The 24,096-nt window shown below is 54.9% G+C and carries 27 protein-coding genes and 1 pseudogene; 15 read left to right on the forward strand and 13 right to left on the reverse strand.

The annotated features are described in order from the left end of the window. The first annotated feature begins 3 nt into the window (after nt 1–3). Nucleotides 4–933, forward strand: a complete 930-nt coding sequence (locus tag CKW23_RS05175) for a hypothetical protein (RefSeq protein ID WP_143498897.1) — start codon at nt 4–6, stop codon at nt 931–933. A 233-nt stretch (nt 934–1,166) separates the two neighbouring features. On the opposite strand, the gene CKW23_RS05180 is transcribed toward CKW23_RS05175, so the two are convergent. Together CKW23_RS05180 and CKW23_RS05185 are read right to left on the reverse strand one after the other, a co-directional pair. Further along, nucleotides 1,167–2,891, reverse strand: a complete 1,725-nt coding sequence (locus tag CKW23_RS05180) for a trypsin-like peptidase domain-containing protein (RefSeq protein WP_095067165.1) — start codon at nt 2,889–2,891, stop codon at nt 1,167–1,169. A 150-nt stretch (nt 2,892–3,041) separates the two neighbouring features. Then, nucleotides 3,042–3,451: pseudogene (locus CKW23_RS05185) on the reverse strand (phosphate-starvation-inducible PsiE family protein); the annotation flags it as partial. Here CKW23_RS05185 and CKW23_RS26435 point away from each other — a divergent pair. Then, nucleotides 3,380–3,532, forward strand: coding sequence for a hypothetical protein (locus tag CKW23_RS26435; RefSeq protein WP_159918417.1), 153 nt, complete (start codon nt 3,380–3,382; stop codon nt 3,530–3,532). The pseudogene CKW23_RS05185 and the gene CKW23_RS26435 overlap by 72 nt on opposite strands. Before the next feature lie 106 nt (nt 3,533–3,638). On the opposite strand, the gene CKW23_RS05190 is transcribed toward CKW23_RS26435, so the two are convergent. Continuing rightward, the gene (locus tag CKW23_RS05190; RefSeq protein WP_025258669.1) at nt 3,639–4,127 is read right to left on the reverse strand and encodes a phosphate-starvation-inducible protein PsiE; all 489 of its coding nucleotides are present in this window, start codon (nt 4,125–4,127) and stop codon (nt 3,639–3,641) included. Nucleotides 4,128–4,385: 258 nt separating this feature from the next. Here CKW23_RS05190 and CKW23_RS05195 point away from each other — a divergent pair, with 258 nt between their 5' ends. Beyond that, the gene (locus CKW23_RS05195; RefSeq protein ID WP_025258668.1) at nt 4,386–4,655 is read left to right on the forward strand and encodes a YebG family protein; all 270 of its coding nucleotides are present in this window, start codon (nt 4,386–4,388) and stop codon (nt 4,653–4,655) included. 76 nt (nt 4,656–4,731) lie between these two features. Here the strand turns inward: CKW23_RS05195 and CKW23_RS05200 are convergent, their stop codons facing one another. From CKW23_RS05200 to CKW23_RS05215, 4 genes are all read right to left on the reverse strand, one after another. Beyond that, the gene (locus CKW23_RS05200; protein WP_025258667.1) at nt 4,732–5,835 is read right to left on the reverse strand and encodes a dihydrolipoamide acetyltransferase family protein; all 1,104 of its coding nucleotides are present in this window, start codon (nt 5,833–5,835) and stop codon (nt 4,732–4,734) included. 18 nt (nt 5,836–5,853) lie between these two features. Continuing rightward, nucleotides 5,854–6,840 carry an alpha-ketoacid dehydrogenase subunit beta gene (locus CKW23_RS05205; RefSeq protein ID WP_025258666.1) on the reverse strand — a complete coding sequence of 329 codons (987 nt, stop codon included), beginning with the start codon at nt 6,838–6,840 and terminating at the stop codon, nt 5,854–5,856. Next, entirely contained in the window at nt 6,830–7,927 is a 1,098-nt protein-coding gene (gene pdhA, locus CKW23_RS05210; RefSeq protein ID WP_095067166.1) for a pyruvate dehydrogenase (acetyl-transferring) E1 component subunit alpha, read from the reverse strand. The genes CKW23_RS05205 and pdhA overlap by 11 nt, the downstream gene beginning before the upstream one ends. Nucleotides 7,928–8,021: 94 nt before the next feature. Further along, nucleotides 8,022–9,044: a Glu/Leu/Phe/Val dehydrogenase dimerization domain-containing protein gene (locus tag CKW23_RS05215; protein WP_025258664.1), complete on the reverse strand. Its 1,023-nt coding sequence runs from the start codon at nt 9,042–9,044 to the stop codon at nt 8,022–8,024. 167 nt (nt 9,045–9,211) lie between these two features. Here CKW23_RS05215 and CKW23_RS05220 point away from each other — a divergent pair, with 167 nt between their 5' ends. Next, entirely contained in the window at nt 9,212–10,015 is an 804-nt protein-coding gene (locus tag CKW23_RS05220; protein WP_095067167.1) for a SirB1 family protein, read from the forward strand. An 18-nt stretch (nt 10,016–10,033) separates the two neighbouring features. On the opposite strand, the gene CKW23_RS05225 is transcribed toward CKW23_RS05220, so the two are convergent. Both CKW23_RS05225 and CKW23_RS05230 read right to left on the reverse strand, forming a co-directional pair. Then, nucleotides 10,034–10,594, reverse strand: a complete 561-nt coding sequence (locus tag CKW23_RS05225) for a hypothetical protein (protein ID WP_095067168.1) — start codon at nt 10,592–10,594, stop codon at nt 10,034–10,036. A gap of 198 nt (nt 10,595–10,792) precedes the next feature. Beyond that, the gene (locus CKW23_RS05230; RefSeq protein ID WP_095067169.1) at nt 10,793–11,245 is read right to left on the reverse strand and encodes a flavodoxin; all 453 of its coding nucleotides are present in this window, start codon (nt 11,243–11,245) and stop codon (nt 10,793–10,795) included. A 204-nt stretch (nt 11,246–11,449) separates the two neighbouring features. On the opposite strand from CKW23_RS05230, the gene CKW23_RS05235 reads away from it, so the two are divergent. From CKW23_RS05235 to CKW23_RS05255, 5 genes are all read left to right on the forward strand, one after another. Beyond that, a complete protein-coding gene (locus CKW23_RS05235; RefSeq protein WP_025258660.1) occupies nt 11,450–12,055 on the forward strand; it encodes a hypothetical protein in 606 nt (201 codons plus the stop codon). 149 nt (nt 12,056–12,204) lie between these two features. Beyond that, on the forward strand, nt 12,205–12,774 hold the full coding sequence (locus CKW23_RS05240; protein WP_025258659.1) for an antibiotic biosynthesis monooxygenase: 570 nt from the start codon (nt 12,205–12,207) through the stop codon (nt 12,772–12,774). 115 nt (nt 12,775–12,889) lie between these two features. After that, nucleotides 12,890–13,588 carry a dihydromonapterin reductase gene (gene folM, locus CKW23_RS05245; RefSeq protein WP_095067170.1) on the forward strand — a complete coding sequence of 233 codons (699 nt, stop codon included), beginning with the start codon at nt 12,890–12,892 and terminating at the stop codon, nt 13,586–13,588. Nucleotides 13,589–13,628: 40 nt separating this feature from the next. Next, nucleotides 13,629–13,925 carry a DUF1244 domain-containing protein gene (locus CKW23_RS05250; RefSeq protein ID WP_025258657.1) on the forward strand — a complete coding sequence of 99 codons (297 nt, stop codon included), beginning with the start codon at nt 13,629–13,631 and terminating at the stop codon, nt 13,923–13,925. Further along, nucleotides 13,918–14,259 (forward strand): HopJ type III effector protein, encoded by a 342-nt coding sequence (locus tag CKW23_RS05255; protein WP_025258656.1) that lies wholly within the window; start codon nt 13,918–13,920, stop codon nt 14,257–14,259. Before CKW23_RS05250 ends, CKW23_RS05255 begins: the two co-directional genes overlap by 8 nt. A gap of 92 nt (nt 14,260–14,351) precedes the next feature. Here the strand turns inward: CKW23_RS05255 and trxB are convergent, their stop codons facing one another. After that, entirely contained in the window at nt 14,352–15,314 is a 963-nt protein-coding gene (gene trxB / locus CKW23_RS05260) for a thioredoxin-disulfide reductase (RefSeq protein WP_095067171.1), read from the reverse strand. 396 nt (nt 15,315–15,710) lie between these two features. On the opposite strand from trxB, the gene cysZ reads away from it, so the two are divergent. The 3 genes from cysZ to CKW23_RS05275 all read left to right on the forward strand — a co-directional run bounded on the left by cysZ (nt 15,711) and on the right by CKW23_RS05275 (nt 18,591). Beyond that, nucleotides 15,711–16,436, forward strand: coding sequence for a sulfate transporter CysZ (gene cysZ / locus CKW23_RS05265; RefSeq protein ID WP_025258654.1), 726 nt, complete (start codon nt 15,711–15,713; stop codon nt 16,434–16,436). A gap of 290 nt (nt 16,437–16,726) precedes the next feature. Then, entirely contained in the window at nt 16,727–17,050 is a 324-nt protein-coding gene (locus CKW23_RS05270; protein ID WP_025258653.1) for a hypothetical protein, read from the forward strand. A gap of 365 nt (nt 17,051–17,415) precedes the next feature. Next, a complete protein-coding gene (locus CKW23_RS05275; RefSeq protein ID WP_095067216.1) occupies nt 17,416–18,591 on the forward strand; it encodes a glycosyltransferase family 1 protein in 1,176 nt (391 codons plus the stop codon). Between the two features lie 35 nt (nt 18,592–18,626). Here CKW23_RS05275 and CKW23_RS05280 read toward each other — a convergent pair whose 3' ends face one another. Both CKW23_RS05280 and CKW23_RS05285 read right to left on the reverse strand, forming a co-directional pair. Then, nucleotides 18,627–19,109, reverse strand: coding sequence for a glutathione peroxidase (locus CKW23_RS05280; protein WP_095067172.1), 483 nt, complete (start codon nt 19,107–19,109; stop codon nt 18,627–18,629). 125 nt (nt 19,110–19,234) lie between these two features. Further along, entirely contained in the window at nt 19,235–19,720 is a 486-nt protein-coding gene (locus CKW23_RS05285) for a peptidylprolyl isomerase (protein ID WP_025258650.1), read from the reverse strand. A gap of 13 nt (nt 19,721–19,733) precedes the next feature. Here CKW23_RS05285 and CKW23_RS05290 point away from each other — a divergent pair, with 13 nt between their 5' ends. The 3 genes from CKW23_RS05290 to CKW23_RS05300 all read left to right on the forward strand — a co-directional run bounded on the left by CKW23_RS05290 (nt 19,734) and on the right by CKW23_RS05300 (nt 23,184). Next, nucleotides 19,734–20,051, forward strand: coding sequence for a DUF3565 domain-containing protein (locus CKW23_RS05290; protein WP_122321707.1), 318 nt, complete (start codon nt 19,734–19,736; stop codon nt 20,049–20,051). 66 nt (nt 20,052–20,117) lie between these two features. Then, nucleotides 20,118–22,208, forward strand: a complete 2,091-nt coding sequence (gene pta / locus CKW23_RS05295) for a phosphate acetyltransferase (RefSeq protein WP_025258649.1) — start codon at nt 20,118–20,120, stop codon at nt 22,206–22,208. An 82-nt stretch (nt 22,209–22,290) separates the two neighbouring features. Further along, entirely contained in the window at nt 22,291–23,184 is an 894-nt protein-coding gene (locus tag CKW23_RS05300; protein WP_025258648.1) for an acyltransferase, read from the forward strand. Nucleotides 23,185–23,237: 53 nt separating this feature from the next. On the opposite strand, the gene CKW23_RS05305 is transcribed toward CKW23_RS05300, so the two are convergent. Next, the gene (locus CKW23_RS05305) at nt 23,238–23,945 is read right to left on the reverse strand and encodes an OmpA family protein (protein WP_025258647.1); all 708 of its coding nucleotides are present in this window, start codon (nt 23,943–23,945) and stop codon (nt 23,238–23,240) included. Between the last annotated feature and the right edge of the window lie 151 nt (nt 23,946–24,096).

Consider the following 24,096-nt stretch of genomic DNA (forward strand, 5'->3'; position numbering starts at 1 on the left):
AGCATGCTACACAGTTATATCCCCACACTTGAAGCACCAGCACCGGAATCTCCTGATTGGTATAAGTCTTACCACAGCTCTTTTTACATGTCCCAACTCGTAAATAGCGTATTACTATCCTATTTGACCAACTTCATTGAGATAGTACAAAAGCATGGCATGCTAGAAAATCTACATGAAGAGCTACTGGAGGAAAAAATAATCACCCCTTCTGAAGTCAGCTCAGAAATTTACATCGTAGATCACGACAAATTATATTCAAAAGATATCAAAATATTTATTAGCGAGATAATTGAAAGTTTTAAAAAACAAGCCGCCACTATAAACAACACACTCATATACAGAGGCGTCAACACTGGAGGTTACCTCGAAAGAAATATCGAGATCAACTTAGATGAAATAGCCAAAACTGCAGATACTGATAACTGGTACAAAATTGTAAAGGGTTTCCTAAATGTCTGGGAGTTCATGTTCTTATTTAGCATCACAGAAAGCACGCTAAAAAATATTTCACCTAACAAAAAAGCTTATACAACCAACTTAGTAAAGGAGCTTAACGAGCTACACCCAGAAATAAACAAGACAATGACTCAGGATCACAAAATAACCTTTGAATTATCCGACTCCATCTGGAGACTTTTCACATCAATAAGAAACATCTACTCACATACACATGGAATGATCGCCCCGGAAAACAAAAAGAAGCTATTTGAGCAATCGGCAGTCTTTAAAAGCAATTTTGACACAGCTTTTCATGATCCAGACGATTCGTCCTCGATGATTCTCAGCTCTATAATGATCAACACGGATCAACTTTTCGACGAACAAAATGTACGACTCGGAAAATTCTTTTTCATATCAGACCAAGAACTTAATATTTTCAGAAACTTTGTGTCGGAGTATATAAATACTGCAAGTAAACTAAAATTATAATTTTCATCTCCATTAAAGGCAGTGCTAGCAGACGAAAAGCACTTCAAGACTAGCAGCTGCCAACCCTTTCCCGCTAGTGCCTATAGTTTTATATCGACGGGGATTTAAATTATGCAAGCTAAACAAAAAAATCAAAAATACAAGTAGCAGAATCACTCAGGCCTGCACCTTCAGCCGCGTCATCCCAAAAGTGAGAAAATATTCTTTTCCACTTACAGCATTTTTAAACAACTCTAGGCAGGTTCAAGTTTAGCCCCCCCAACTGAAGCAGCCTTAAGTGCATCAAGAACCTTCAGCAACTCAGATACACAAATAAATCGACTATGATCACAATACTCACCATCATTACCGATACCAACAATACCGACTACCCGACTATCTTGATTAAGTACTGGCCCGCCACTATTCCCGGCGTATAACTCTTTATCTACCTCAACAAAACTAACCCCACTCATGGGAAATTTGTTTCTAACAAAGGCTGTTTGATTCCCTGCACTCTGAGCACCGAGTTTGTCTTTCGGGAAGCCTAAAATGGAAACTTCATCACCGACATCAGCCAACACCAAAGCTTCCAAATCAAAATAGTCAAATTCAGATTTATCAGCTGAAATCTTAAGCAAAGCTATATCTCTATCGTCGTCACGATAAAGCAAATTAGCTTTGTAACTTCTTGACCTAGTGGATGCTTGATATACAGTTGCCTCATCCAACTTAACGCCTTTTAAATCCAACACATGAGAACATGTAACAAGTACCTGATCAGAAATCATAAACCCAGAACCCTGACCACACTCAAACTCTCCGCGTATCTCACCCTCAACTTCCACAACCCAGCACTTAGAGTCGTACCACTTGGTGAATTTCCTAAAATCCTCGCTGAATTTATTTTTTGAAACCCCTAGTGGCACTCTATACTTTAATCTAAGAAGGTTAAAACGTAACGCCAGCCGTCTGTAAACCTGCGACTCAAGCCCGACAACCTGCTTCAAAAACAACAGCCGCCCCTGTATATGAGCCTCAACCGGTGGAACCTTGATCTCTTCGTCCTTACCACCCCCACTCTTTTTCTCTTGCTTAATAATTTTTTCCGAGTGTATCCTTCTAGCTTCCTCCAGCCCCTTTATTTCAATCGAGTGAATCATCGCCCCCGTCTTTCTGACGTATTGCCGATTTACATTTGGTTTTTTGTTTACTACTAGACCTGTAACTACTTGCCTCTCGTATCGCCCCTGCAACCTAACCTTTAAGTAATTCACCTTAAAACCAGCTTCAATAACTAACCTCTCCAAGCTCCGTCCACATCTTGCAAAGTAGTGATTAGGAAGCTCGTCTCCTTTCAAAACTTGAACTATATCGCTCGCAACATACTCAAGATCATCATAGAAAGAAAAGGTTATATCATCAGCATATCTCGTGTATTCAGCTCGATTTTTCACTGCAAGAGTTTTCAGCTTCCTATCCAGCGATGAGCAAATCATATTTGAAATTACAGGAGAACAAGGACCACCCTGTGGCAATTTCCCATTCACTGTTACGAGGTGGGATATTACAGTTGCCACAGATGAATCTAGAGAATAAGGTTTAGAAATTAATAAACCACGAACACGAGCAAATGTTATTGAAGGGAAGAAATCTTGCAAGTCCAGATTAAAAACAAACTTCTTTCTGGTGTGAGGCTTTGCATTTGCGACAATAGATTTTCCATTAACAAAACCTGTCACATACTTTTTAGGCTCGTAAATCTCACTGAGTAAAACTTTCAATCGTCTCTGAAGAGTTTTTAACTTATCAGAGGGAGCTGAGATCTCTCGTACGCCACCACTCTTCTTCTTTATCTCGAAAGTTGAGTAGCTTTCTGATGTAGGGTGAAAATAATAGAAATACCGGATTTTCCCATATGTAGTCCCAAGTAGAGCAGCCAGCTCGTCGACAGATTTACATAATTTAAGCTTGCTCAAAAAAACCCCACCCGCATTTCACTCTATAGACTTAAGGGTAGCCACAACGTTAACCATTAGGATTAGCGTAGAGCAGTTGCTTATAGCATTTTTGAATCAGGTCGCATTTGAACAACCTATTTAATTGCGGGTGGAGGTGACAGCTTTCTATCAAAAAATTACCGACACGTCAATTTTTTCAACCATTTTGTCCTCAACGAAGTCACTAGTCGCATCTATCGCCTACTTGAGGAGAACTTATTTGAAGCAACCCTAACCGCCAAAACGGATAGCAACAGGAAAAAGATCCCGCCACACAGATACAGCAGTCCAATATCTGGAGCCCTATGATGCGATACATCGCCAATCAGGTATCGAGTAAGTGCAGTTATTGCTATGCACAGAAGAAATCGAATAGGCAGGTGATTGGTTTTAAAATAAATCCCAGACAGGGCAAGTAATTCGAGGCATAAGAAAAGCAGCAAGATCTCATCGACACTGATTTTCTCTTGACCCAGCATATCAATCAACGCCGCAATGCCCGCCCATACGTTGATTGCACCAATGCCCAGAAGCGCGACTTAGCCTTTTACGCCATGTACCTGATCGGCATGACCCGAACCGAACAGGACCGCTCACTGGAGCGGGTGGAGGTACGGTAAGGCTGTACATAGAAGCAATTCATCCGCGATGACGTCATTGAAGGCAATAAATCTTCTTCAAATGTACGGGCCTCTCGCGAATGAATTCTCCTACACGCCCTTTAAATCAAACCTCGCCCTTCTCCTCCGTCACTGCACCTTTCACATTACTGAACGGATCAGGAATCTTCGCCGACGGATATTTGTACGACGCATAACGCACCACCAGAATCGAAATCGCCAGCAGCAGGATGCCGCCGCACAGGTAGATGATTCCGATACTCGGCGGGTTGTGGTGGGAGACGTCCGAGATCAGCAACCGGGTCAGTGCCGTGATGGCGACGTAGATCAGGAAGCGGACGGGCATGTGGTTGGTCTTGAAGTAAATCCCCGTCATCGCACCCAGTTCCAGATAGATGAACAGCAGCAGGATGTCATCGACCGTGATGTTGCCTTTTTCGACCATCCCCAGAAAGGCGACGACCGATGCCCAGGCAGTGATGGCGCCGATGGCGAACAGTGCCAGGAAGTGGAAGCTCTCCACACAGAGATTCCCCAGCGATTCGGCTTGCGAATGCACTTTTTGCCGCATCTTTTCTGCCCATTTGTTTCCCATGACGCTCTACCTCTGAACCTGAATTTTTACCAACCGGATGATGCTGTATGCACATGACACTCTGCACTGCTGCTTTTTAAAGCAGGAACAGGGCCATAGGCTATGGTTGAGAGCGCGACGGGTTGTCGCAAGGCACACCGGGCAGACAAAAAATGTGTTTTAAGGCCACTATTCAAGGGAAGCGGATTGGCTTATGCTAACCACTGTACAAAAATACAGTATTCATTAAATTTATCGCAAGGGCATGTGAGGTAGTGAATGGCCGTCGAAGTGGTATACCGCAGCAGCCGAGATCTGGAGCGTTTGTTCATGGATAAAGCCGAAGCTGATCGTCATGACAAGATGCTTGAACTCGCTGAGTTGCTGGCAACAGTGTTGAACAAGGCCGTGCCGTCGCTGACGGAAGCCCAGGTTGAAGAAGCCGGGATTTACATGGCGAAAAACCGCGATATCTTCGCCCGCGCCTTCAAGAGCCAGCCGGATGCCTTGAATGAGTTGCTGAGTGAAACCGAAGCTGAAACCGAGTGAATCGGGGGTTCGTGAATGAATTCGATCCGTGTAGGAGCGAATTCATTCGCGAAAGATGCAACCTGTTACACCTCCATCACTCCGGTTTCTCCAGCTCATCCACCAGCGCCTTGAAGAAGCGCGCCGCCTCGCCTCCCGTTACGGCTCGATGATCAAAGGTCAGTGACAGCGGCAGGATCGGGTGAATAACCACCTCTCCGTTCATGGCCACCGGCTCTTCACGAATGCCACCCGCACCAATGATTGCGACTTGCGGCGGCACGACGATCGGGTTGGCGTAGCGCCCGAACAAGGTGCCGAAGTTGGACAGGGTGATGGTTGCGCCCATCATTTCCTGCGGCGGGATGGAGCGGGCTTTGACGTCGGCGCGCAAGCGACTCATGCCTTCTTTCAGGTCAGCCGCCGTTCGGTTGCCCACATCACGCAGCACCGGTACGAACAAGCCATCCGGCGTGTCGACGGCGATGCCCAGGTTGAGGGTTTCATGCTGCTTGATCGACAGGGATTTGCCGTCGAACCAGCTATTGAGCACCGGCTCCACCTTGCAGGCTTCGGCCATGGCCTTGCCCAGACGAATCAATGGATCACGGGCCTGCGCCCAGCGATGCAAGTCGGCATCACCAAAGATTGTTACCGGCACCACTTCAGCATGGGACTTGGCCATGTTCAGCGCCATGCTGCGCCGCACACCGCGCAAGCGCTGGCCGCCAAAACGGTCGCGCTCGATCTGTGCCGCCCGCTCGACATCGGCGCGAGTGATCAGGCCGTTATTGCCTGAGCCCGCCAGAGCGTTCAATTCCACACCCAGTTGCCGGGCCAGTTGGCGCACAGCAGGCGTGGCTTTTATGGACAGGTGTTCACGGGTCGAAGGCGCTGCACCGACACAGAACTGATCATCCTGGCTGCCGCCACCTTCAAGGCGCCCGACTACAGTGCCGGCATCGCCCTCGCCTTCAAAGGCCATCAGGGGTTCGCCCACATGCAGGACATCGCCGTCGCCGCCAAACAGTTTGGCGACCACGCCGTCATAAGGTGCGGGGATATCGACGATGGCCTTGGCGGTTTCGACCGAAACCACCAGTTGATCGGCACGCACGGTGTCACCTTCCTTGACGTGCCACTGGACCACTTCCGCTTCTTGCAGACCTTCGCCCAGATCGGGCAGTTTGAAATATTTCATCGCAAGCCTCCTTGGGCGTCAGGCGAAATCGAGCACGGTGTCGCAGGCATGCAGAATGTCTTCCACTGCCGGGATATAGAGCTGCTCCAGCCGGTACAACGGCGGTGGAATATCCGGGGCGGTGACACGCTGGATGGGTGCCTGCAGATCCATGAAGGCCCGCTCATAAAGGCTGGCGGCGATTTCAGAACCGACGGCACATGAACGCGGTGCTTCGTGGATGATCACGCAGCGCCCGGTCTTGCGTACGGAGGCTTCAAGGGTGTCGAGGTCCAGGGGTTTGACGCAGGCCACATCGATGACTTCTGCCGAAACACCGCGCTCGGCCAGCGCACTGGCTGCCTGCAGGGTTTCATGCACACTGGCGCCCCAACTGATCAGGGTAATGTCGCTGCCTTCACGCAAGGTGAAACAGCTATCGAGCGGCAAACGCTTGCCGTCGTCGATCAAGGGTTGCGGATTCATGCGATAGAGCCGGGTCGGCTCCAGGAAGATCACCGGATCGGGATCGTCGATGGCCGCCAGCAACAATCCATAGGCGCGGGCGGGTGAGGAAGGGATGACGACTCGCAAGCCTGGTACGTGAGCGAACATGGCTTCGGTGCTTTCGCTGTGATGCTCGGGAGCACGAATCCCCGCGCCCATGGGCGTGCGCAGCACCATCGGGCAGGAAAGGCGCCCACGGGTGCGATTGCGGATGCGGCTGGCATGGGAAACCAGATGCTCCATGGCAGCATAGATGAAACCCATGAACTGGATTTCCACCACTGGCTTCAAACCCTGTGCCGCCATGCCGACCACCAGACCGCCGAGCATGGTTTCCGCCAGAGGCGAATCGATCACCCGCTTGAAGCCGAAGCTGTCACGCAGCCCCTGAGTCGCGCGGAACACACCGCCATTCACGCCGACGTCTTCGCCCAGCACCACGACGTTTTCGTCTTCGGCCATGGCCCGGTGCATCGCCAGGTTCACGGCTTCCAGCAAGCTGACTTTTTCATTGGCCATGATGATCACCTCCGGCACGCCGTGCAGCACGTTCCATGAACCACTCATGCTGTTCCGCCAGCGCGGCGGGCCATTTGGCGTAGACGTGTTGCATGACGGACTCGGGAGACTGGGTGCCGGTGCTTTCAAATACTTCTACTGCCATTTGCACCAGGCCCTGACACTCGCTGATCAGCGTCTGCTCGCGCCCTTCGTCCCACACGCCCTGGCTGACCATGTAGGTTTGCAGCCGTTTGACGGGCTCCTCCAGCCAGGCCTGTTTGACCTCTTCGCCGGAACGATAGCGGGTCGCGTCGTCGGCGGTGGTGTGGTCGCCCAATCGGTAGCTCAGGCATTCGAGCAATACCGGACCTTTACCTTTGCGCGCCCGTTCAAGGGCAATCTGCATGCGGTCGTAGACGGCGACGATGTCGTTGCCATCGACCTGCTCACCATGGAACCCCGCTCCAATGGCCTTTTGAGCCAGGGTCGGCGCGCCGCACTGAATGCGCCGGGGAACGGAAATCGCCCATTGGTTGTTGTTGACGACAAACACCACCGGCAATTGCCAGGCGCCCGCGACATTGAGGGCTTCGAGAAAATCGCCCTTGCTGGTCGCGCCATCGCCACAGGTGGTAACAGCCACGCGATGTTCGCCTCTGATCTTGAACGCACTGGCTACACCGCAGGCATGCAAGGCCTGGGTTGCAATCGGTACGCACAGGGGAAAGTCCTGGGCCACGGCAGGTTCGGCATAGGCGCTGCCTCGTTCGTCTCCGCCCCAGTAAAGAAGGATTTCTTCCATGCGCACGCCACGCATCAGTTGCACGGCGGTGTCACGGTAATAAGGAACCAGTACGTCTTCAGGATGCATCAGGCTGCCAATGGCAACACCAATGGCTTCCTGGCCAAGGGTTGGCGCGTAGGTGCCGATGCGGCCGGTGCGTTGCAGGGCGACGGCTTTCTGGTCGAAAAGCCGTGTGAGAACCATTTGTCGATAAAGGCGGGTCAGCAGGTTGAAATCATCGGCCCAAGGGGGAAGCTCTCCGGTCAAACGACCGTCGGGGGCCAGGTAACGGGTATACGCAAGCTTGATCTTGTTAGACATTCGCTACTCCAGTCACGCGGGGTATGCGTGGTGATCATGAATCGCTGCTTTTGGCGGCGAAGATCAGGTCGAACGGCTCCGGGATGGTGGGCCATCATTCGACATTCAGCAGGCGCTCTGCCAACGCATCGGCGATACACGCGGGTGAGCGTTTTTCGGCCTGTGAATGGGCATACACCTCCGTCAATCGTAGCCCGATTCGTAAAAGATGCGCGGTGATAGCGTTCTGATTTTCTCCTTTATGTTTGAGGGCTACATAAATGAGGCCGCCGGAGTTGATGACATAGTCCGGCGCATAAAGAATGCCGCGAGCTTCCAGTTGCTCGGCGACCTGCAAGCTGCTCAATTGGTTATTGGCGGCACCAGCCACTGCCGCGCAGCGCAGTTGCGGCACACTCTGGCAATTGAGAGCGTTGCCAAGGGCGCAAGGCGCCAGAATGTCGCAAGGCGTGCTCATCAAGGCCTCGCACGCGATGGGATGGGCACCGAACTGTTCCATGGCCAGTTGCACCTTGCCGCTGTCCATATCGCTGACCAGCAGATCGGCACCTGCTGCATGCAGCATTTCCGCCAGCGCATAACCCACATGGCCCAGGCCCTGAATCGCCACGCGCAGGCCTTCAAGATTGTCGCTGCCCAGACGCGCCATGGCCGTGGTGCGAATACCGGCGAAAACGCCCATGGCGGTATAGGGTGATGGATCTCCGGATTCGCTGGTGCTGGTGACATGCCGGGTGTGCATGGCCACGCAATCCATGTCTTCGCTGGAAGTGCCGCTATCCACTGCCGTGATATAGCGACCATCCAGGGTTTCAATAAAACGGCCAAAGGATTCAAAGATGGCAGCGCGGCTGTAAATGTGTGAAGGCCGCATGATCACCGCCTTGCCGCCCCCCAGCGGCAAACCGGCAAGAACCGCCTTGTAGCTCATACTTCTTGCCAAATGAATAGCATCTTCGATGGCGCTATCTTCATCTGGATAGGCCATATAACGACATCCACCCAGAGCTGGCCCCAGGCGGCTGCTATGAATCGCGATGACAGCCTTGAGACCTGTCTGCGGATCGCAGACCAGATGAAGAGCTTCGGTACGTGACCGTTGCATGAGAGCAAACATTGAATAGTGCTCCCCGGTTCTTGTTAATAAAGCGAGTATAGGCGCTACCGAGGAAAGCAACTGACCATTCAGGCATATGCAAGCACCGCTGGACGAAACCCGCAGCCAGGTTTAAAAGAATCATGGTTGTGAGTGTTTAAGACGAACGAGCCCACACGGAGTGGCCAATGACTCCACGACAGAACTGCCTGGCGTGCCTGCAGCGTACACCGCCCTCGGTGTTCGAGGCCGCGTTATGGATTTCGGCCGAACATGAACCACAGTTCTTGCCTCACCTGGCGACAGAAGAGATCAACCAGTTGCAGCGCCAGCTCAGTGCAGCGCTGCCGGTCCTGCCTGAGTCGGAACTGGCGCAGCCCTTGTTGCGGCAGCTCAACAGCCTTGGGTTCAAGCAGGACGACTGGAACCCTCCCAAGCCGGAATCGGCCCTGCTGCACAAGATCGTGCAACGCCGTCAGGGTCAGCCACTGGGGATTGCGCTGATTGCGATGGAGCTGGCCAGGCGCCTGAACATCACGCTGGAGGGCGTCAACTTCCCCGGGCATTTTCTGCTGCGCGTGCCGGGTGCCGATCACCTGCTGGACCCTTGCAGCGGGCGCCGGCTTTATCCCAAGGATTGCCGTGAACTGCTGGTGCGCCAATTCGGGCCGGACATGCAACTGCGGGTCGAGCACATGGCCCGTGCCCCCCCCCTGGATATGTTGCAGCGCATGTCACGTAACTTGCGCCATTTGCATCTGGTCAATGACAACTTCATTGCCGCACTCAAGGATGCCGACCGGATAGTCGAACTGGGCCATGCGACCAGCCACGACCACCTGGCTCGCGCCGGCCTGTATCAGACCCTTGAATGCCCGCAGGCCGAACGCTTCGACCTGGAGCATGCACTGCTACTGAGTAACGATCCCGTACAACGCCTCAAAGTGATGGAGAGGCTGAGCCAACTACCGCCCAACAGTGCATTTCATTGACGGCAGGGCCTGATATTTTTACTTGTCAGGCCTCGGAATCAAGGGAGGCCTTCCGATTTTCTCTGCTTCCTTGATTTTCATCATCTCCATGCTGGTGCCAGTGGTAGCAAAGGTGTACAGGTTCTGAATGACATGAATGGCCTTGACGTAATCGGGCAGCAGAATCTGTGCATAAGGGTCGCCCATCAAGGCCTTGCTTTTCATCTCGGCAATTCGTTCGGCAAAAAACTCCAGAGCATTTATTTGCTTGTCCGGGTTTACAACTTTGCCCTTCTTGTCGAACTCGTCCCCGGTACGGCTCAAGAGTTCTGCCGTGTGATTATCGATCAACCCGCCGTTATAAAGCCTCATACCCGCCCTCGTCAGTTCCTTGGGCGTGATCTGCTCGGGATTGAAGCCCTTGAAGAGCGGCTTCATGCCTCTTTTTTCCATCACCAGCAGGCTGATGGCACCAAAGTTCGTGCTGCTGGCCTCGCTCAGGATCTGGCTGACCTGGGGCGCGTTTATCTTGGCGGCTTCTTTCTTGGGAGGTGCTTTTATAGAAAACTGTGGCAGGTTGCCAACAATAGACTTTGGCATTTGATACTCCTTATTCATCGAGTGGGCACTCTTTGAATATCGGAGCAGGGGAATATCAATTGATAGCCGGATAAAAATCCATCCGCGTCCTACATATGTAATATATACATCTTACATATCAAAAAGAAAAAGCCTTTCTTGCACTTTAAAAGGCGCTGAAATGCATGAACATTCCCGCGCCAATTCAATATAAGGGTCTTACCCCAGACGCTTGATGAACTCCGCCAGCCAGGGCTCGGCATCGCTTTCCGGCGTAACGCTTTCGCTCGCATCCAGACGCAGCATTTCCTGCACTTCAACTGCGCCCAGTTCGGCGAACAACTCGCGTATCTGTTCGCCGCCGCCACAGAAAGTATCGCCATAGCTGGCATCGCCCAGGCCAATCACACCGGCGGGCAGGCCTCTCAGGAAGGCAGGCAGACTGTCACGGAGCTGTGAGTAGATGGGCAGGATATTGTCGGGCAGTTCACCCATGCCAGTCGTTGAGGTCACGGCCAGCAAGGCCTGAGGCTCGAAAGCCTGTAACTCGGCCAGTGTGATGCGCGAGTTGTGCAAGGGTTCATGGCCCGCATCGCGCAGAATCGCGCCTGCATGACGGGCAACCTCTTCGGCCGATCCATAGACCGAGCCGGAAATGATAGCGACTCTCATGACAAATCCTGTGGCAGAGTAAAAGAGTCGGACATTATGCCTTATCGATCCTGCGACTGACTTTGCATTTTGCAGCGGTAGTCTATCCCCAGGTCTCCTGCAAAATTTTCGGGAGCGATTCTGAAGAAACTGACGAACGGTCAGAACAGAAAAAGGAATTTACGGTCTTTTTTCTTATCGTCCACTGTTCCGTTCGAGTTCATCATGCAACCCGACTCAATCCTCACCCAGGCTGAGCTGGATTTTATCCAGAGCATGCAGCACAACCCCAGGCTCAACGTGCGTGACAGCACGCGCAGCCTGATTGTGAATGGTGGCGTGCAGATACAGAACCTGCTGACTCGCCTGGCAGCCCATGAACAAGTGACGCTCCACGCCCAGTTTGAAGATCAGCAGATGAATTTCCCTCTGCATCTGGTCGAGGATGAATTTCATGCTCTGCATCTGGAACTGGGCACCCCGACCATTTTTGAAGAAGGCCCGCAGGTTCGCCCCTGGCGCCTGATACTGCCCGAGCCCATTGCGCTGGAGACCGAAAAAGGCGCACTGACCTCGCTTTGGGTTCATGAGGTTTCGTCCAAGGGTGTGCTGCTCGAATACCGCAAACCGAAAAAACCGCCCAGGCAGTTCAGCGCCTGGTTCAGCCCGTCTGGCAACACTCCGATCCCCCTGAAAGGAACACTGGTGCGCATGACCACCAATGGCTTTGGCGCTTATCGATTGAATCAGGACAGCAAGGAAGACTCCGAACGCTTGCTGCGCTACCTGCACAAACAACATCAACGCCTGCACCCCGCCATGCACCGTTAAGACCTCGCACTGCACCGATAGCTTCTCGCCGCGTTTTCAGGAACAATCCTTGCTTGTTTCAAAGCGAAGCTGACACCGCCCCACCACCCCGGAGCCGTGTCATGTGACTTCCCTATCCGGGAATCTCACTCGTCTATCGGAGATACACAATGTCTACCCCTCCCGTCACCTTGATGGTTGCACGCCGCGTTGCCCATGGTCGTTACCAGGAACTCATGACCTGGCTGCACGAAGGCGAACAACTTGCTACCGATTTTCCCGGATATCTGGGCTCCGGTGTCCTGGCGCCTCCGCCGGGAGATGATGAATTCCAGATCATTTTTCGCTTCGCCGACTCTGAAACCATGCACGCCTGGGAGCATTCGGCCTCTCGACGCTCATGGTTGGTGCGCGGCAGCGGACTTTTTGCCCAGCCACAAGAGCGCCGGGTCAGCGGCATCGATGGCTGGTTTGGAGCGGCCAATCAACGCCCGCCCCGCTGGAAACAAGCGGCGGCCATCTGGCTGGCGTTCTTTCCTGTCTCGCTGATATTCAATTTCCTGCTGGGGCCGTTGCTCAGTCATCTGGAGCTGGTCCCGCGCATCATGATCAGCACCCTGATTCTCACGCCGCTGATGGTTTACTGGTTCATTCCACTGTCCACATACCTGCTGGCCGACTGGTTGAACAAGTTGCCGTGCGAGCCTGAAGCAGCAGGTAAATCGGTCGGCGGCAATTGATGTAAAACAGCGGTTTCAAGAGCTTGCCCGCACTCTCGGCACAACTTCAGTTATGCTGGAGCCTTTGAGTCGGGCAGGTCTCATGCTCGAAAAACCTTGAAGCCAACTGCACCGAATGAATAAGACAATCCTTGTAACCGGCGCCAGCCAGCGAGTCGGCCTGGAACTGGCCATCCAGTTGGCACAGGCAGGCTATAACGTCATCAGTGTCAGCCGCACCCTGCTAGAGAATTCGCCTCACCCCAATATCGTGCAATTTCAGGCTGATCTGGGCGTGGAGCAGGATCGCCTGGCGCTGATCGACTACATCAACTCGAACTACGATGGCCTGCGCGCAATCATCCACAACGCCTCGTTGTGGCTGGACGATAGCCTGGAAAACCTGAACACCATGTTCAAGCTCCACGTCGAAGCGCCTTACCATCTGAACCTGGCATTGGGCCAATTACTGGCCAGCCCGGAAAAAACCGACATCATCCACATATGCGATGACACCTCGTCTCGTGGCAGCAAAAGCCATATTGCCTATGCCGCCACAAAGGCCGCCCTGCAAAACATGGTGCTGTCGTTCGCCGAGAAATATGCTCCGGACATTCGTGTAAACGCGATCTTGCCGGGGCTGCTGATCCTAAAACCGGACAGCGATGAGGAATATCGACGCCAGACGCTGAAAAAGGCGCTGCTGCAATTCGAGCCTGGCGCAGAGCCCTTGATCGAAGCCGTCTTCTATCTGCTGGAAGCCCGCTACACCACAGGAAGCAGTGTCGTCATCAATGGTGGTCGACACCTGAAGAAAGGGAGATCCGGTGAATGATTCATTGCCTCCCCTCAATCCCTAGCCAACAGAGCCCATCATGACCGAGCAACAACGCCTCGAACTTGAAGCAGCCGCCTTCCGCCGCCTGGTCGCGCACCTGGACAGCCGCAAGGACGTCCAGAACATCGACCTGATGAACCTCTCAGGCTTCTGCCGCAATTGCCTGTCCAAATGGTACAAGGCCGCAGCCGACGAGAAGCAGATCGATGTCAGCCTCGACGAGGCACGCGAAGTGGTTTACGGCATGCCGTACAACGAGTGGAAAGCCCAATACCAGAAAGAAGCCAGCGCCGAACAGAAAGCGGCGTTCGCCAAGGAAACCAAGCATGACTGATCTGAATACCCTGCGTACCAGCCTCAAGAGCGGCGAACACGCCTTTGCCGACACCCTGGCATTCATTGCGGCAGGCTATGACTATCAGCCTCAAGCGTTCAAGAACGGTAGCGTCGAAAACGCAGCCGGTCAGAACGAAGGCTCGTGCAAGACACTGGGCCTGGCTTTGCTGGAAGGCTTGAGCGACGAAGAAGCCCTGCTGGCTTTCGGCGAGCATTACCGCTCGGTACAAGCCACGCCAGAAGGTACGGACCACGGCAATATCCGGGCACTGATCGCCCATGGCCTGGCCGGTGTGAAGTTTGAAGGTGAGCCTTTGAAACGCAAAGGCTAAACGCGCTGTGGGAGCGACTTCAGTCGCGAATGGGGCGTGCAAGAACCACTGGCCTCTTCGCGACTGAAGTCGCTCCCACAGGTTTTGTCAGGTCAGAACGAAACGTTCGCCAGACCGTCCAGGTAACGCTCGACATCCAGTGCAGCCATGCAGCCCGCACCGGCAGAGGTGATGGCCTGACGGTAAACGTGGTCAGCCACGTCGCCCGCTGCGAACACACCTTCCACGCTGGTAGCAGTGGCGTTGCCTTCACGACCACCCTGCACGACCATGTAACCGTCTTTCAATGCCAACTGACCATCGAACAGCGAAGTGTTCGGGGTATGGCCGATCGCGATGAACACGCCGTCGACTTTCAGCTCATCGCTGGTGCCGTCGTTGTTCTTCAGGCGAGCACCGGTCACACCCATGTCGTCGCCCAGCACCTCATCCAGGGTCGCGTTCAGCTTGAGCTCGATCTTGCCTTCGGCCACACGTGCGTGAAGCTTGTCGATCAGGATCTTCTCGGCGCGGAACGTCTCGCGGCGGTGAACCAGAGTCACCTTGCTGGCGATATTGGCCAGATACAGCGCCTCTTCCACAGCGGTGTTGCCACCACCCACCACAGCCACTTCACGGTTGCGGTAGAAGAAACCATCGCAGGTGGCACAAGCGGAAACGCCCTTGCCCATGAACGCTTCTTCAGAAGGCAGACCCAGGTAGCGAGCGCTGGCGCCAGTGGCAATGATCAGGGCATCACAGGTGTAAACGGCGCTGTCGCCGGTGAGGCTGAATGGCTTGCCGGCCAGATCCACGGAGTTGATGTGGTCGAACACGATTTCGGTTTCGAAACGCTCGGCATGCTCGCGCATACGCTCCATCAGCGCAGGACCGGTCAGGCCATGGGGGTCGCCCGGCCAGTTATCGACTTCGGTAGTGGTGGTCAATTGACCGCCAGCCTGCATGCCGGTGATCAGCAAAGGCTTGAGGTTGGCGCGTGCGGCATACACCGCAGCGCTGTAACCGGCAGGGCCGGAGCCGAGAATAATCACTCGGGAATGACGTACGTCGGACATGACACACTCCTATCGACCGACCGGTTTGCCGCGGTCGGAACGGCTGGATAAAAAAGGACTGCCGAAACACTTGGGGAAGTGCTTTGTAACTCGACAATCCTGAAAGTTCTGGAGCTGCGACTCGTGCCGCAACAATGCATTACACGCTCAAGGCGTCAGCCGTCATGCCTTTTTACCAGTACACTCATTGATGACTCCATCGAAAGTTGAAAAGGATAGGTCATGAAATTGGTGCAAAGCCTATCGGGGTGAAGAAGGGTAAGGAAATATCGATTCACAATCCACCTAATAGGCCACTTCTATGCACAACGCCCCTCATCATGAGCCGATGACAGCTCTTTCAAGCGCCCGGCAAAGTCGGTAAGGTCGGGCGTTTTCCATTTTTCGGAGGCTGCCATGCCCGCCCCTGCCCTGACAGGCCCGCAATACCTGAAAGAAGGCCTGAAACTGATCCTCAGTCCCAGCCTGCGTCTGTTCGTCCTGCTGCCGCTGAGCATCAACCTGGTGCTGTTCGGTGGCCTGATCTATCTGGCCCTGCATCAGTTCGGTATCTGGGTCGATGCCTTCATGCCGACGTTGCCGCACTGGCTGAGCTTTCTGAACTACATTCTCTGGCCACTGTTCGTGACGCTGGTGCTGCTGATGGTGTTTTTCACCTTCACCATGCTGGCCAATATCATCGCTGCGCCCTTCAATGGCTTTCTGTCCGAGAAAGTCGAAGCCGTGATTCGGGGCAAGGATGAATCGCCTGACTTCAGTTGGTCAGAGCTCGCCGCCATGATCCCCCGAACCCTGGCACGCGAGGCCCGCAAACTGGGTTACATGCTGCCGCGCATGCTCGGGCTTTTCATTCTGTCGTTTATCCCGGTGGTCAACCTGATCGCCGCTCCGCTCTGGCTGCTGTTCGGGATATGGATGATGGCTATCCAGTACATCGACTACCCGGCGGACAACCACAAGCTGGGCTGGAACGAAATGCTCGACTGGCTGAAAAGCAAACGCTGGCAAAGCCTAAGCTTCGGCGGCATCGTTTATCTGGCGTTGCTGGTGCCGATGCTCAATATCCTGATGATGCCAGCGGCGGTGGCCGGTGCGACGTTGTTCTGGGTGAGAGAACGCTGATTTTTACAGGAGCGCATGGAGGCGCTCCTGAAACTTATAAAAAGAAACATCCCACGCAACAAAAAGAGCACTCTTTTACGCCTCTATAAAACAACTTAAAAACACTGGCAATACATTACCGGCACGGGCAAAACCTTGCCGTGATATCAAAACAAAACAAGCTGTAGGATCTTCATGTAGGACACTTGTTAAAACCCCTTAAACACTAAGCATCACCTTCCGTTAAAAACAAATTATAAAAGCTGGCACCCTCTTTGCTCTCCTGCAATAAACCCACAGGAGGCAACACCATGGAAGTCAAAACAAAAACTGCCGCTGCACAAACCGCTTACAAACCTGCCGCACTGGAAAGAATTCCTGAACCGCGCTCCAGCCGTTTTGCCCAGATTTTCAGTAACGCTAAAAAAGCGGCATCAGGCCCCGGCACCGCAATCATCCCGGCAGCCGCAACGCTGACCCGTCTGGTACAGCCACGATCCACCTTCTTCCTGCAAAGCATGACCCCGGAACAAAGGAAGTCCGCCGTCAACGACAAAGACTTCGAGCCCAGGCCAGCAGCGCTGGAAAGAGTGGCTAGCCCGCAGAGCCGTCAACTCACGCACGATGCTGTTTAGTCTGAATGGAGTCGAAAAATGCACACTCATACCGATTCACCATTTATCAATGTCACAAGCCTGGGGCCGCGATCAAAAACAATGGCGACTGCGCAAACCCTGGATTTCAATGACTGTCTTCCTCAGAAGTTCAAAGACATGGCCCATTGGTAATTTGCTCTCCACAGAACTTATATAAAACGCTACTCATGTAGGACCGAATTTATCCGGGAAGGCGTTATATCTACCAAGAAAGATGTAATGAATGGGCGGGCCTCTTCCCGGATAAATCCGGTCCTACACGCAGATCCAGCTTTATGGGACCCGTCACAAATCCATCACCCAACAGCCACATAACCGACATGCAACAGGTCGAGACTGCTCCCATGAGCAAAATTCTGCATGTCACGCTTATCACTGAAACCTTCACTCCCGAGATCAATGGCGTCGCCAATACGTTGGGGCGGCTGTGTGACGGGTTGCGTTTGCGCGGGCATCAGGTCGAGTTGATTCGGCCGCGTCAGGGTGAGGAGGCAGGTTTTGCTGCCGACGACTTGATGCTGTGCCGTGGGTGGCCGATACCGGGTTATCCGGGTTTGCAATGGGGTCAATCTTCGATGCACAAGCTGTTGCGTCGTTGGCAGCGGCGACGTCCGGATGTGTTGTATATCGCGACCGAAGGGCCGTTGGGGCTTTCTGCGTTGCGAGCGGCCAGACGGCTGGGGATTGCGGTGATCAGTGGCTTTCATACCAATTTCCCGCAGTACACCCAGCAATACGGCATGGGGTTCATCACCCGCTTGCTGACCCATTATCTGCGCTGGTTCCACAATCGCTCGCGCATGACGCTTGTCCCCAGTATCAGCCAGAAGATGGAGCTGGAACGGCGTGGTTTCGAGCGGATCGAGTTGTTGTCTCGCGGCGTGGACAGCCAGTTGTTTCACCCTTCAAGACGCTCGCAGGCACTACGCGAAAATTGGGGGTTGCAGGTGGGTGATACCGCCATCCTGCATGTCGGCAGGCTGGCACCGGAAAAGAACCTGGGCTTGCTCAAAACGTGCTTTGAAACGCTGAAAGCGAGCTATCCGCGGCGCACTCTGAAACTGATTGTGGTCGGAGACGGGCCGCAACGTGCCCCTCTGGAACAGCAGATACCCGATGCGATTTTCTGCGGGACGCAGCGCGGCGAGGCACTGGCAGCGCATTACGCATCCGGCGATCTGTTTCTTTTTCCAAGCCTGACCGAGACATTCGGCAATGTCGTGCTTGAGGCTCTGGCCTCAGGGCTTGGCGTGGTGGCCTATGATGAGGCGGCTGCCGGGCAGCATATTCGTCACGGTCACAATGGCGCGCTGGCCATGCCCGGTGACGAAGAGGCATTCATTGATGCTGCACGCTGGCTGGTGGAAGACAGTGAAGCCCTGCGCAGGGTAAGACTCAATGCCCGCAAACATGCCAGTCGTCAGGGCTGGACGACGATTATCGATCAGTTCGAGCAGCAGTTGTTGAGCGTCAACGACAGCGAGGCCAAGGACCGGAGCGTCAAACCCGTTTCAGGCTGATTGCCGGGCAAGCGCAAGGCCACCCGGCAACGGCGTCAGCCCAGGGCCTTTTCGATGGCCTGGATAACCACAGGATCATCCGGCGCCATGCGTGGCGAGAATCGGGCAATCACGGCACCGTTGCGACCGACCAGAAACTTCTCGAAGTTCCAGGTGATATCGCCAGGAAACTCGGCGCCCTCTCCGGCCAGCAGACGATACAGCGGATGGCGTTGCGCTCCGTTGACCTCGAGCTTTTCGCCCAGTGCGAAGGTCACGCCATAATTGAGTTTGCAGAACTCCTGGATTTCCTGCTCGGAACCAGGCTCCTGTCCGGCAAACTGATTGCACGGCAGCCCCAGAACGCTGAAGCCCTTGTCCTTGTACTGCTGGTAAAGGCTTTCAAGCGCTGCATATTGTGGCGTGAGCCCGCATTTGGAGGCCACGTTGACGACCAGGACCACTGTGTTCTTCAAAGGCGCCAGAGGCAGCTCCTGCCCGTTCAGCGCCTTCAATGTAATGTCGTGAAAAGCACTCATGAAATCCTCTCCCCCTTGAAGCCCGAGCGAACCAAAAAGGCGCCGTGGCAGACCCGCGTAACGAAAGTCGTCATCGCAGAACAGCCAGGGCGCCTTTGTCAGTTACCTGAGCTTAGCAGCACAAATCAGTGCTGATGACCGCCTTCACCATGAATGTGGCCATGAGCCATTTCTTCTTGGCTGGCATCGCGAATGTTCACGATCTTGACTTCGAAGTTCAGGCGCTGACCCGCCAGTGGGTGGTTGCCGTCGACGGTGACATCGTCGCCATCCAGGTCGCGAATGGTCACGATCTGCATGCTGCCGTCCGGGCCGGAAGCGTGGAACTGCATGCCGACTTCCAGTTCGTCGACACCTTCGAACATGCTGCGGTTCAGGGTGCTGACCAGCTCGGCGGAGTATTCGCCGTAGGCATCTTCAGGCTCGATGGCAACTTTCAGCTCGTCACCGACGTCTTTGCCGACCAGTGCCTTTTCCAGGCCCGGGATGATGTTGCCGGCGCCATGCAGGTAGACCAGCGGAGCACCGCCGGCAGAACTGTCGATGACCTCACCAGCGTCGTTGGTCAGGGTATAGTCAATAGAGACAGCCTTGTTGGCGGCGATCGGCATGGGGCAGGACCTTTTGCTTAAGATTGAAGAACGCGCAAGTTTAACCAAGCCATCGCTCGAAAGCGAACGCAACTCTGACAGACGGCCCCGATTGGAAAACTCAACGGTTATCGATTTTCGGCAGGATGAAGACGGTCACTGGATCGTGGTGTTGTCCTGCGGGCACACACAACACCTTCGCCATCAGCCTCCTTGGCAATCCCGTGCCTGGGTACTGGACCCTGAACAGCGCCAACAAAAAATAGGTCGGGGCTTTCACTGTGGCTGGTGTGCGAAGTCGTCAGATAACGATAGTCTTGGCGCCGAGGAGTCGCGCCAGACGACTTCCTGATTTTTTTCTGGTCGAAGGGTTGTCCATTTCGCCGCGACCATTGCACTGCTCAATCGAGAAGCCGGTATGCAGACTTTTTTCATCTCCCCCACGGATTTTGGCGTGGGTTTGACCTCCATCAGCCTTGGCCTGGTTCGCACCCTTGAACGCGCGGGCCTGAAAGTCGGTTTTTTCAAGCCGATTGCACAACCCCATCCGGGCGATCTCGGCCCTGAACGCTCCACCGAACTGGTGGCCCGCACCCACGGCCTCAAGCCGCCCAAGCCTTTGGGGCTGGCGCATGTGGAACGCATGCTGGGCGATGGCCAGCTGGATGAGTTACTGGAAGAAATCATCAGCCTTTATCAACAGGCAGCCATCGGCAAGGATGTGCTGATTGTCGAGGGCATGGTGCCCACCCGCAGCGCCAGTTATGCCGCACGGGTCAACCTGCACCTGGCCAAGAGCCTGGATGCCGAAGTGATTCTGGTGTCCGCGCCGGAAAACGAAGTGCTCACCGAGCTTTCGGGCCGGGTCGAATTGCAGGCTCAACTGTTCGGCGGGCCGAAAGACCCGAAAGTGCTGGGCGTGATCCTCAACAAGGTGCGCACCGAAGAAAGCATGGAAGTCTTCGCGGCACGCCTGAAAGAGCATTCCCCGCTGCTGCGCAGTGGCGATTTCCGCCTGCTGGGCTGTATTCCGTTCCAGGCCGAACTCAATGCTCCGCGCACCCGTGACGTGGCGGAGTTGCTCGGCGCCCAGGTGCTCAACGCCGGGGACTACGAACAACGGCGCATGTCGAAAATCATCATCTGCGCCCGAACCGTGCTCAACACCGTGCCTTTGCTCAAGCCCGGCGTTCTGGTGGTCACACCAGGCGACCGCGACGACATCATCCTGGCAGTCAGTCTGGCGGCCATGAATGGCGTGCCGCTGGCCGGTCTGTTGCTGACCAGCGACACCGTGCCCGACCCGCGCATCATGGAGCTGTGCCGAGGTGCATTACAGGCCGGCTTGCCGGTGCTGTCGGTGAGCAGCGGCTCGTACGACACGGCCACACGCCTGAACCAGTTGAACAAGGAAATCCCCATCGATGACCGCGAGCGCGCGGAAATCATCACCGATTTCGTTGCCAGCCATCTGGATGCCGCCTGGCTGCATCAACGCTGCGGCACGCCGCGGGAGTTGCGCCTTTCGCCTGCGGTGTTCCGCTATCAGTTGATCCAGCGCGCCCAGGCCGCCAACAAGCGCATCGTGCTGCCTGAAGGCAACGAGCCACTGACCATTCAGGCAGCAGCGATCTGTCAGGCGCGCGGTATTGCCCGCTGTGTCCTGCTGGCCAAGCCTGAAGAAGTCCAGGCGGTTGCCCAGGCGCATGGCATCGAATTGCCGCCGGGGCTGGAGATTCTGGACCCGGACCTGATTCGCGAGCGTTACGTCGCGCCGATGGTCGAACTGCGCAAGAACAAAAGCCTCAATGCTCCCATGGCCGAGCAGCAACTGGAGGATCCGGTGGTGATCGGCACGGTGATGTTGGCGCTGGATGAAGTGGACGGCCTGGTGTCGGGCGTCGTTCACTCCACTGCCAATACCATTCGCCCGGCCCTGCAACTGATCAAGACCGCCCCCGGCTGCACACTGGTTTCATCGGTATTCTTCATGCTGTTCCCCGAGCAGGTGCTGGTATACGGCGACTGCATCATGAACCCGCATCCAAGTGCTGGCGAACTGGCAGAAATCGCCCTGCAGAGTGCCGACTCCGCCGTGGCATTCGGCATTGCGCCACGGGTCGCGATGATCAGTTATTCCAGTGGCAATTCCGCCAGTGGCGAGGAAGTGGAAAAGGTGCGCGAAGCCACCCAGCTGGCTCGTGAAACCCAACGCAGCCTGCTGATCGACGGCCCGTTGCAGTATGATGCCGCCGCCAACGAAGACGTGGCTCGCCAGTTGGCACCGGACAGCCCGGTGGCCGGACGCGCGACGGTATTCGTGTTCCCGGACCTGAATACTGGCAACACCACGTACAAGGCGGTGCAGCGCAGCGCCGACTGCGTGAGTCTCGGCCCGATGCTGCAAGGCCTGCGCAAACCGGTGAACGACCTGCCACGCGGCGCCCAGGTCGACGACATCGTCTACACCATCGCCCTGACTGCGATTCAAGCAGACACACTTTCCTGATACACATCACGATGCCATCTGTGCAGACTGCCGTTGTGCAGTCTGCACCGCTTCCCATTATCATCTGGAGTCACTATCCGTCATGGATTCCCTGCCTGCCCCATTGCGCGGTGTCATTGCCTCGCTGTTGTTGGCGCTCAACACCATTGCCTGCTGCGCAGTGCTGTTCGTGGTCACCGTCTTCAAGATCTGCCTGCCCTTCAAGCCTGCCCAGCGCCTGACCGACTGGCTGATGATTCACATCCAGGAAACCTGGATCAGTTGCAACAATGCCTGGATCAGGCTGCTGGGCCGCACGCGCTGGCAGTTGAGCGGCCTTGAAGGGCTGGATTACGAGCACTCGTACCTGATCACCAGCAATCATCAGAGCTGGGTCGACATCATGGTTCTGCAGTACGTACTCAATCGACGTATCCGCCCGCTGAAGTTCTTTCTCAAGCAGGAGCTGATCTGGGTGCCGCTGATTGGCCTGGCCTGGTGGGCGCTGGGCTTTCCGTTCATGAAGCGCTATTCCAAGGCCTATCTGGCCAAACACCCGGAAAAGAAAGGCAAGGACCTGGAAACCACTCGCCGCACCTGCGCCAGATTCCGTCATAACCCGGTGGGCATTTTCAACTTTGCCGAAGGCACACGCTTTACCAAAGCCAAGCACGCCGAACAGAACTCACCGTTTCGCAACCTGCTCAAGCCCAAGGCCGGCGGGCTCGCATTCGTACTGGATGCCATGGGCGAACAGCTTGAGTCGATCGTCAACGTCACCATTCATTACCCAGGCGGGCAACCGGGCTATTGGGACCTGCTGTGTGGCAACGTGAAAGAGGTGGTGGCGCACTTTGAAGAAATACAGATCCCGCCGCAGTTCATCGGCAAGAACTACGATCAGGATCAAGCCTACCGGCTGGAGTTCCAGCAGTGGATCAACGGGTTGTGGGAAGAGAAGGATCGTTTGCTGGATCGGCTCAAGGGCTTGAGCTGATCCATCGCGAATGAATTCGCTGAGTAGGAGCGAATTCATTCGCGAACAATTGATTACTGCTGATACTGCTCGTACTGCTGCCCCGGAATCGGCTTGAGGTTGACCTCGACACGACGGTTCTGGGCGCGGCCGTTGACATCGGCGTTGCTGGCAATCGGCTGGTCGGGACCGGCTCCCCGCACTGACAGACGAGCAGCATCCACACCCTGGGAAGTCAGGTAAGTGCTGACGCTCTGGGCACGTTGCAACGACAGGTCCATGTTGTGCTGGCGGCTGCCAGTGCTGTCGGTATAACCCACGATCTCGATGTTGCTCTGGCTGTACTGCTTGAGCGAGCCCGCCAGATTATTGAGCGGCGAATAGAAACTGCTGGCGATGGAAGAAGAGTCAGTGGCGAAGGTGATATTGCCCGGCATGATCAGCTTGATCTGGTCACCCTGACGCTGAACCTCCACACCGGTATTGGCCATGCTCGCCCGCAGAGCGGCTTCCTGCTTGTCGGCGTAATAGCCGTAGCCTGCCGAGGCGGCGCCGACCACTGCTGCGCCGATCAATGCGCCTTTGCCACGGTTGTTGTGATCGATTGCCGCGCCCGCCAGGGCACCGGCCAGTGCTCCAAGGCCGCCATACTTGGCGGTCTTGTTCATCCCGCCCGAGCTTTGTGCCTGCCCTTGATTGCTGTCGTAGGGGTTGGGCGATGCACATCCGGAAAGCATGGCCACAGCAAGAGCAGCAAGAATCAAATGGCGCGAGCTAGACATTGATGAAACTCCTGATTTAACGAACGCTAATGACCGGATTAGAGCATGACATCCGTCAAAAATTCCTTAACGCCACCTGAACCGTTTCCGGCCAGAGGGCCATGCAGGCGGGTGGTGCAGGGTTAATAGCCCAAAAAATATTTAACTCGAT

Source organism: Pseudomonas sp. Irchel 3A18, assembly GCF_900187465.1.
Classification (GTDB): domain Bacteria; phylum Pseudomonadota; class Gammaproteobacteria; order Pseudomonadales; family Pseudomonadaceae; genus Aquipseudomonas; species Aquipseudomonas cichorii.

Bases quoted from the DNA above. Each gene is read 5' to 3' on its own strand.
- CKW23_RS05175 (WP_143498897.1), top strand. From the start codon at position 4: ATGCTACACAGTTATATCCCCACACTTGAAGCACCAGCACCGGAATCT.
- CKW23_RS05190 (WP_025258669.1), bottom strand. From the start codon at position 4,127: ATGGGAAACAAATGGGCAGAAAAGATGCGGCAAAAAGTGCATTCGCAA.
- CKW23_RS05195 (WP_025258668.1), top strand. From the start codon at position 4,386: ATGGCCGTCGAAGTGGTATACCGCAGCAGCCGAGATCTGGAGCGTTTG.
- CKW23_RS05200 (WP_025258667.1), bottom strand. From the start codon at position 5,835: ATGAAATATTTCAAACTGCCCGATCTGGGCGAAGGTCTGCAAGAAGCG.
- CKW23_RS05205 (WP_025258666.1), bottom strand. From the start codon at position 6,840: ATGGCCAATGAAAAAGTCAGCTTGCTGGAAGCCGTGAACCTGGCGATG.
- pdhA (WP_095067166.1), bottom strand. From the start codon at position 7,927: ATGTCTAACAAGATCAAGCTTGCGTATACCCGTTACCTGGCCCCCGAC.
- CKW23_RS05215 (WP_025258664.1), bottom strand. From the start codon at position 9,044: ATGTTTGCTCTCATGCAACGGTCACGTACCGAAGCTCTTCATCTGGTC.
- CKW23_RS05220 (WP_095067167.1), top strand. From the start codon at position 9,212: ATGACTCCACGACAGAACTGCCTGGCGTGCCTGCAGCGTACACCGCCC.
- CKW23_RS05225 (WP_095067168.1), bottom strand. From the start codon at position 10,594: ATGCCAAAGTCTATTGTTGGCAACCTGCCACAGTTTTCTATAAAAGCA.
- CKW23_RS05230 (WP_095067169.1), bottom strand. From the start codon at position 11,245: ATGAGAGTCGCTATCATTTCCGGCTCGGTCTATGGATCGGCCGAAGAG.
- CKW23_RS05235 (WP_025258660.1), top strand. From the start codon at position 11,450: ATGCAACCCGACTCAATCCTCACCCAGGCTGAGCTGGATTTTATCCAG.
- CKW23_RS05240 (WP_025258659.1), top strand. From the start codon at position 12,205: ATGTCTACCCCTCCCGTCACCTTGATGGTTGCACGCCGCGTTGCCCAT.
- folM (WP_095067170.1), top strand. From the start codon at position 12,890: ATGAATAAGACAATCCTTGTAACCGGCGCCAGCCAGCGAGTCGGCCTG.
- CKW23_RS05250 (WP_025258657.1), top strand. From the start codon at position 13,629: ATGACCGAGCAACAACGCCTCGAACTTGAAGCAGCCGCCTTCCGCCGC.
- CKW23_RS05255 (WP_025258656.1), top strand. From the start codon at position 13,918: ATGACTGATCTGAATACCCTGCGTACCAGCCTCAAGAGCGGCGAACAC.
- trxB (WP_095067171.1), bottom strand. From the start codon at position 15,314: ATGTCCGACGTACGTCATTCCCGAGTGATTATTCTCGGCTCCGGCCCT.
- cysZ (WP_025258654.1), top strand. From the start codon at position 15,711: ATGCCCGCCCCTGCCCTGACAGGCCCGCAATACCTGAAAGAAGGCCTG.
- CKW23_RS05270 (WP_025258653.1), top strand. From the start codon at position 16,727: ATGGAAGTCAAAACAAAAACTGCCGCTGCACAAACCGCTTACAAACCT.
- CKW23_RS05275 (WP_095067216.1), top strand. From the start codon at position 17,416: ATGAGCAAAATTCTGCATGTCACGCTTATCACTGAAACCTTCACTCCC.
- CKW23_RS05280 (WP_095067172.1), bottom strand. From the start codon at position 19,109: ATGAGTGCTTTTCACGACATTACATTGAAGGCGCTGAACGGGCAGGAG.
- CKW23_RS05285 (WP_025258650.1), bottom strand. From the start codon at position 19,720: ATGCCGATCGCCGCCAACAAGGCTGTCTCTATTGACTATACCCTGACC.
- pta (WP_025258649.1), top strand. From the start codon at position 20,118: ATGCAGACTTTTTTCATCTCCCCCACGGATTTTGGCGTGGGTTTGACC.
- CKW23_RS05300 (WP_025258648.1), top strand. From the start codon at position 22,291: ATGGATTCCCTGCCTGCCCCATTGCGCGGTGTCATTGCCTCGCTGTTG.
- CKW23_RS05305 (WP_025258647.1), bottom strand. From the start codon at position 23,945: ATGTCTAGCTCGCGCCATTTGATTCTTGCTGCTCTTGCTGTGGCCATG.